Consider the following 5,997-nt stretch of genomic DNA (forward strand, 5'->3'; position numbering starts at 1 on the left):
ATCCCGTATCGTGATCTCCACGAACTCTAGATTCGTGGGCGCCAATCGGATGAGCGCCTTGGCCAGTGTGCGGTTGATTTACTCGGTTGAAAGGCTGCCGATGATGTAGCCAACCCTATAGGAACTCATGGATTTCACTCGTTCCACCTACTTCCAGGTGGACAATTCGAGCCTGCTCGATCCAAACGCACCGTCGACGCCGAAATGCACAACATCAGTGCTTGATCGCGGTGCCGGTCGATAACGGTGCCAGCTGGCCACCAGCCCAAGATCAATCATGTTCCAGCCATTGCGGTTTCGATGAACCGCGCGGCGCCAACACCGTTCGGTATGACTCTTTCATCCGCGACATGACCACTTGGTCGGTCATTCCCTGGTAGGTGCCGAGCGGAGTCTCTGCGGCAAAGAGATCGGGAGCGACATAGGAGTGCTCATCGCTCGATCCAGCCGTAGAAGCGGCATACTCTTTGTCGAAAATGCCAAGCGACAGCAGCCATAGCACGGTTCTGGTCAGAGACACGACGACCCGATAGCTGCCACCCTCCCGCGCGCGCCGGCGTAGCGCCTCGAGTACACCGACCGTGCCGAGCCAGCCAACCACGTTGTCGCAAATGGGAATAATCGTGGGCGATTTGGGATGGCCGGGCGTCCCCTCTATGCAGAACACGCCCGATACGGCTGCGCCGATCTCGTCGAAGCCGGGACGGTTCGACCACGGTCCTTTGTCGCCATGGAGGATCACCTTGGCATGGATCAGCCCGGGCTTCTTTGCACACAGTTCGTCGGCGGTGAGACCGTTGCGTTCCAGATAACCTGGGCGCTTGTTGGCGAAGAAGACATCCGCATCCTTCAGTAGAGTGTCAAACTTCGCGCGATCTTCCTTCGAACCATCCAGCACGGTCGAGCGCATCCCTACCTGGACATCCCAGGCGAAGGCCTCGACCTCGGTGGCGTTTGGCGGCCAGATGTTGAGAACGTCCGCGCCGTACATGGCCAGATCCCTGCCGATCGCGCCACCCGCAATCACATGGCCCATTCCGCACGCCCGAACACCGTCCAAAGGATTCTTTCCGCGCGGTCTGAACGGCATCGGCTCGCTTTCACCGATCTTTTCCACCGTGATCAAAGGCATCGTAGAGAGGACTTCGGTGTATTGCGGCTCATTGAGAAACTCTTCGGTGGTGCGCACCATCGCGAGCACCAAACCTTCTTCCGCTGCTGCCGTCTCCAGCTCTGTTGCGCGCCATTGCAGTATGGCATTTTCAATGGAGCCGAGACTGTCGGTGCACCGTAGCAACTTAAGCGTATCCGTTTTCAATCGAGGGTAGAAATCCAACGCGATCACGTAGCGCCCATCGCGCGTCTTGCGGAAGAGCGGCAGCTCAAGGAATGGGTTGCCGGCAAATCCGCCCATCGCGGGACCGCGCCCGTTTATGGTTTCCCATTTTCCGTCAAAGAACCCGCAGAAACGGCGCAGCGCTTTGCGAACGTCGACGTGAATGTCCTGTCCTTCCCCGGTGCGCGCCCGCCATAGCGCTGCGGCGGCGACAGACTTCGCGGCCAGGCCGATTGCCGCCATTCCGCCAAACCGGTGTGGGCTGGGTATGATCGGATCCTGTCCGTAAAACGTGAGTCTCCCTCCGCTGTCCGCGGCATTGAGTCCGACACCGCTAAGCACGTTATTCGTGTTCTCCAGTAAGTCGAACTCTGGCGAACTTGCCGGGTTCTCGAGTTTCGATTCAAGCAATGCTGTCAAACTCTCATCACCACCGGTTCTTTGACCGCGGGTAGCCCCAGAGGAAATTGCCGTACTCATGCCGATTCCTTAGCCATGGATTAACTATTTGCCTTAGCGGGATTAGCTTCCTTTTCTGCCGTTGCGCCGCTCGCGCCGTTGCCTCGCAGCCTGAGAAGCCCAATTATTACCTCGTTCTCTTCCCGAGCGAGCTCGTCGACGGAGCGCCCTGCGGCTTCGCGCATCACACCGTCAACGATCGTCTGCTTGAGTTCAGGGGTTACTTCTGGATTTCCGAGAGTCTTCATCATTGCGGCAAGCGGATCCATGAGGTGGTCCATGAAATGTTTGATGCCGGCCGCACCACCGCCTAAGTGCCATTGCAGGCTTTGGCCCATCACAGCCCAGCGAAGTCCGGGTCCGTAGCTGACAGCAGTGTCGGTTTCCTCGACGCTCAGCACGTCTTGTTCTATGAGATAGAGCATTTCTCGGTAAAGCGCCGCCTGTAGCCGGTTGGCCACGTGTCCCGGCAGTTCCTTGCGTAGATGAATGGGCTTCTTGCCGAGCGATGCATAGAAGCGCATCGCTTGCTGGATGGCCTCGGGTGATGTCTTGGTGCCGCCCACCACTTCCACGAGTGGAATGATGTGGGGTGGATTGAACGGGTGGCCGACAATGACGCGCTCCGGGTGTTTGCAAGCCGATTGAATCACGCTTGGTGTTATCCCCGACGAACTCGAGGCGATGATCGAATCGACCGGCGTCGCTTCGTCCATGTCCGCAAACAACTTGGTCTTGAAGTCAGGTCGCTCGGGGCCGTTTTCCTGGACGAAGTCGGCCTGCGCAAGCGCCTGCCCAGAGTCTTTAGTGAAGCGCAAGCGGTCGCGCGATGCGCCCGGCGACAGGCCGATTTCCTCCAGCTGTTCCCAGGCGGCGTCCACATATTTCCACAAATTGACCTCACCATTCGGAGCCGGATCGGTCGCGACGACGTCCAACCCGCGCGCCAAGTACTGAGCCGCCCAGCTGGCGCCGATCACTCCCGTGCCGACGACGGCAACGCGACGAATCGGTTTGTCGAATGACATGGTGATCTCTCCGTTCAAGATATTTCGGCGTACGCGATGCCGGTCAAGTTGCCTTGAGCGACGAGCAGGACCTTCTTGTCCGATCCGTCGAGCCTGGCCGAAAAGACGTCGCCCCCGAAGTCGGTGATGAACATGCGGTCGCCTTTCAGGTCCAGGGCGATGCCGATGCCCTCCATCAGTTGGGTGAACAGAATCTCAGGAGCCGGGCGGGCGTTCGTGGCGCAATCCATCGGCGCGCGGTTTACCGTGTTGCCGCGTGGTGGGTTACCGCGATCGGTCCAATACATGACGCGATTGTTCACATCGAGCTCCAGATCGATCGGCTCGGGAAGCCCGTCGTAAAGAAGTTCGATATCTGCCCGATTCGACGCCGTCTGACCGTCGGGAATTTCAACGCCGGCGCGGAAGATGCGGCCTTTTCCGGCGTTGTCGGGACCTTTTTGTGTCCAGTAGACCTTGCCGCGATCCGTATCGATGGCCACGCCAACGCACCATTTCGTCGCATCCGGCCCCGGTGGGGTGTCGCCTTGGCTCGTGTCCGAGAGGACCTCGATGTTCGAACCGTCGAGGTTGGCGCGCATCAGTCGCATGCCCTCGCGGTCGCACCAGTACAGCTTTCTCGTCTTCTTTTCGAGCTGGAGCTGCTTGGGAGTGAAGGTGCCGCCCGGGGGAACGATCGTCGTGCGATTCTGACCGTCGAGGTCGGCTCGTTCGATCGAGCCGTCGTTCGCCTTGGGGTTCCCCATATTGGTCCAATACATGTGGCCCGCCGCGGCGTCCACCGCGATGCCATCGGGGTATCTGCACCCGGTGACCAGGACCTTGCGGTCGGAGCCGTCCGGCTCTAGCGAAACGACACGGTCGGCGCTGAGGTCGAGCAGGAACAGCCGGCTGCCTGGGGTTTTGCCGCTGGAGGTACGTTTCGGTTGCTGCATTTCTGAACTGACCATGTGTTCCTACTCCAGCTAATCAGATGGGTGCTGAGCCGGATCCCGGTTTCACCAATACAATCGTTGAGCGAGCCGTCGATGGCGTCGATGTGACTGGTGACAGTGATCGACAGTCGAGGCTGTCCGCCACAACAACGTCGCTGCGCCGCCCGAGGGGCTTGCCGCGACGAATGTCGCCATTGTGAAATCCCTGGCGGCCTGGCGCGGGACCACGACGGCTGACTGCGAGCGTCGGAATCGAAATCGCAGCCGACTCTCGGCCGAAACGGCGGCGAAATGGCGTGCGTGGCGTCGTGGGTAGCGTCGTGGCGTGACGGGTCGCGTCCGATCGCCGGGGGCTGGCCGGGCTTGTACCGTCCGGGTTGTGGATGTCGGCCAGATGTGGACGGTCACACCGAGGTGATCTGCTCGTTGGTTGCCGTGACATTGTGTTGGGCAATCATCTGCACCACCATCGAACTGACAAGAAAAAAACTCCTCTCGTCGAAGGTATCCAATGACTATCCTGAGCGCCAACCTTGTGGCATCGAAACTTCGTCAACCCGACCGCATCGCACTGCGCTGCGACGATCTGCAGTTCACCTATGCTGAGTTCGACGCAGCTGCCGCGCGGGTGGCGACCCTGCTCGAGCAGGCCGGCATCGAGCCCGGCGACCGAGTGGGCCTGATGTTGCCCAACACGCCCGCATTCGCCATCGTGTTCTACGGCATCATGTATCGCGGCGCCGTTGCGGTCCCGATGAACCCGCTGCTCAAGGCTCGTGAAGTGGAATACTACCTGTCCAACAGCGGCGCCAAGGCGTTGTTCGGGACACCCGCATTCGCCAACGAGGCCAGCGCCGGCGCCGATGAGGTAGGCGCGCAGTGCTGGATCGTCGACGACGCCGGCCTGGTCAACCTGATCGTCGACCTACCCGCGCAGGAATCCCCGGTGGAGCGCGGCCCCGACGACGTCGCGGTCATTCTGCACACTTCCGGCACCACGGGAAAACCGAAGGGCGCCATGCTCACTCACGGCAACATGGGCCGCAATGCCGAGGTCGCCGTCCGCACTCTGGTCGAGACCGGGCCGGATGACGTGGTGATGGGCTGCTTGCCGCTGTTTCACGTCTTCGGGTTGACCTGCGGACTCAACGGCTCGGTTCTGTCAGGTGCGATGCTCACCCTCATCCCTCGATTCGACCCGCGCAAGGCCCTGCAGGTGATCGAGCGTGACGGCGTCACGGTTTTCGAGGGGGTGCCGACCATGTATTCAGCGCTGCTCAGCGTGGCGGACGAGGCGGCACCGGGGGCGACGCGGAGCCTGCGGACCTGCGTGTCCGGTGGCGCGGCGCTGCCCGTCCAGGTTCTGGCCGACTTCGAGAAGGCGTTCGGCTGCAAGGTTCTCGAGGGCTACGGCCTGTCCGAGAGCTCTCCGGCGGCCGCGTTCAATCATCCCAACCGGCAGCGCAAGGCGGGTTCGATCGGCACGCCGATCGAAGGAGTCCAGATGCGGGTGGTGGACCTGGACGGAGTTGAGGTCCCTCAGGGCCACACGGGCGAGATCCAGATCCGCGGCCACAACGTGATGAAGGGTTACTGGAACCTTCCCGACGCGACCAAGGCCACCATCACGGCCGACGGGTGGCTGAACACCGGCGACGTCGGACGCGTCGACGAAGACGGCTACTTCTACATCGTCGACCGCACTAAAGACATGATCATCCGCGGCGGTTACAACGTGTATCCGCGCGAGATCGAGGAAGTGCTCTACGAGCACCCGGCGGTGGCTGAAGCCGCCGTCATCGGCATCCCGCACGACTCTCTGGGCGAGGAAGTCGGTGCCGCGGTCGCTCTTAAGAAAGACGCCTCGGAAAAGGGCAACATAACCGCCGACGAACTGCGCGAGTACGTCAAAGAGCGGGTGGCTGCCTACAAGTACCCGCGCCAGGTCTGGCTCGTCGACGAGTTGCCCAAGGGGCCCACCGGCAAGGTCCAGAAGCGTGACATCACAATTCCCACAACAGAAAGCGCACGATAACCACGGCAGTTGGGCTAACCCTTCTCGTCCCACGCACAGCCGGCGGCCGGTGTTTGCCTGTCCAGCGCACGGGGTCGGGTGTGCCGCAGCACCATGGATTGGCAGGTGAATTGTCCCGGCGGCTATCGACGCCCGCCTGCGCCCGTTGCAAAGTGGACCTCGCACAGCGCAGCCGGTGATTTGGTGACGCTGACACCGATGAGG

General features: G+C 61.2%; 4 protein-coding genes. 1 reads left to right on the forward strand and 3 read right to left on the reverse strand.

What is annotated here, in order from left to right:
- Positions 1 to 271 precede the first annotated feature (271 nt).
- From VML93_RS13800 to VML93_RS13810, 3 genes are read right to left on the reverse strand one after another with little or no spacing between them, the layout of a single operon-like run.
- Positions 272 to 1,816 (reverse strand): CoA transferase, encoded by a 1,545-nt coding sequence (locus tag VML93_RS13800; RefSeq protein ID WP_325611390.1) that lies wholly within the window; start codon positions 1,814 to 1,816, stop codon positions 272 to 274.
- 20 nt (positions 1,817 to 1,836) lie between these two features.
- Positions 1,837 to 2,823 (reverse strand): 3-hydroxyacyl-CoA dehydrogenase NAD-binding domain-containing protein, encoded by a 987-nt coding sequence (locus tag VML93_RS13805; protein ID WP_325611392.1) that lies wholly within the window; start codon positions 2,821 to 2,823, stop codon positions 1,837 to 1,839.
- Between the two features lie 14 nt (positions 2,824 to 2,837).
- The gene (locus VML93_RS13810) at positions 2,838 to 3,605 is read right to left on the reverse strand and encodes a 3-hydroxyacyl-CoA dehydrogenase (RefSeq protein ID WP_325611393.1); all 768 of its coding nucleotides are present in this window, start codon (positions 3,603 to 3,605) and stop codon (positions 2,838 to 2,840) included.
- 664 nt (positions 3,606 to 4,269) lie between these two features.
- Here VML93_RS13810 and VML93_RS13815 point away from each other — a divergent pair.
- A complete protein-coding gene (locus VML93_RS13815; RefSeq protein WP_325611395.1) occupies positions 4,270 to 5,793 on the forward strand; it encodes a long-chain fatty acid--CoA ligase in 1,524 nt (507 codons plus the stop codon).
- Positions 5,794 to 5,997: the final 204 nt, after the last annotated feature.

Source organism: Mycobacterium sp., assembly GCF_035499775.1.
GTDB lineage: Bacteria > Actinomycetota > Actinomycetes > Mycobacteriales > Mycobacteriaceae > Mycobacterium.

What these genes read in the sequence shown, in the direction of transcription:
- VML93_RS13800 (WP_325611390.1), bottom strand. Translation starts at nt 1,816, where the DNA reads ATGAGTACGGCAATTTCCTCTGGGGCTACCCGCGGTCAAAGAACCGGT.
- VML93_RS13805 (WP_325611392.1), bottom strand. Translation starts at nt 2,823, where the DNA reads ATGTCATTCGACAAACCGATTCGTCGCGTTGCCGTCGTCGGCACGGGA.
- VML93_RS13815 (WP_325611395.1), top strand. Translation starts at nt 4,270, where the DNA reads ATGACTATCCTGAGCGCCAACCTTGTGGCATCGAAACTTCGTCAACCC.